General features: G+C 68.2%; 1 protein-coding gene. It reads left to right on the plus strand.

The window, feature by feature from the left end; genetic code table 11:
* Positions 1-318, plus strand: a 318-nt coding sequence (locus tag EN852_RS38035) for a heterodisulfide reductase-related iron-sulfur binding cluster (protein WP_246694561.1), incomplete at both ends; no start/stop codon positions are given.

Raw genomic sequence — 318 nt, forward strand, 5'->3', positions numbered from 1 at the left:
GTGCTCTTCCGATCTGGCGCTGAAGCCGGTCGCCGCCATGCTGAAGCTCGCGCCGTCGTCGCTCCCATCGGCATCGCCGATGGCGAAGCCGGGCACGCATGCCGGGCAGGGAACCAAAAAACGCGGCCGCGTCGCGATCCTCACCGGCTGCGCGCAATCGGTGCTCGATCCGGCCATCAACGACACCACCATCTCGCTGCTTACGAGGCTCGGCGTCGAAGTGGTGGTGCCGGAAGACGAGGGCTGCTGCGGCGCGCTTGTCCACCACATGGGCCGCGAAGCGGCGGCGCTCGCCTCGGCAAGACAGAACATCGACGC

Source organism: Mesorhizobium sp. M2E.F.Ca.ET.209.01.1.1 (assembly GCF_004010375.2).
GTDB lineage: Bacteria > Pseudomonadota > Alphaproteobacteria > Rhizobiales > Rhizobiaceae > Mesorhizobium.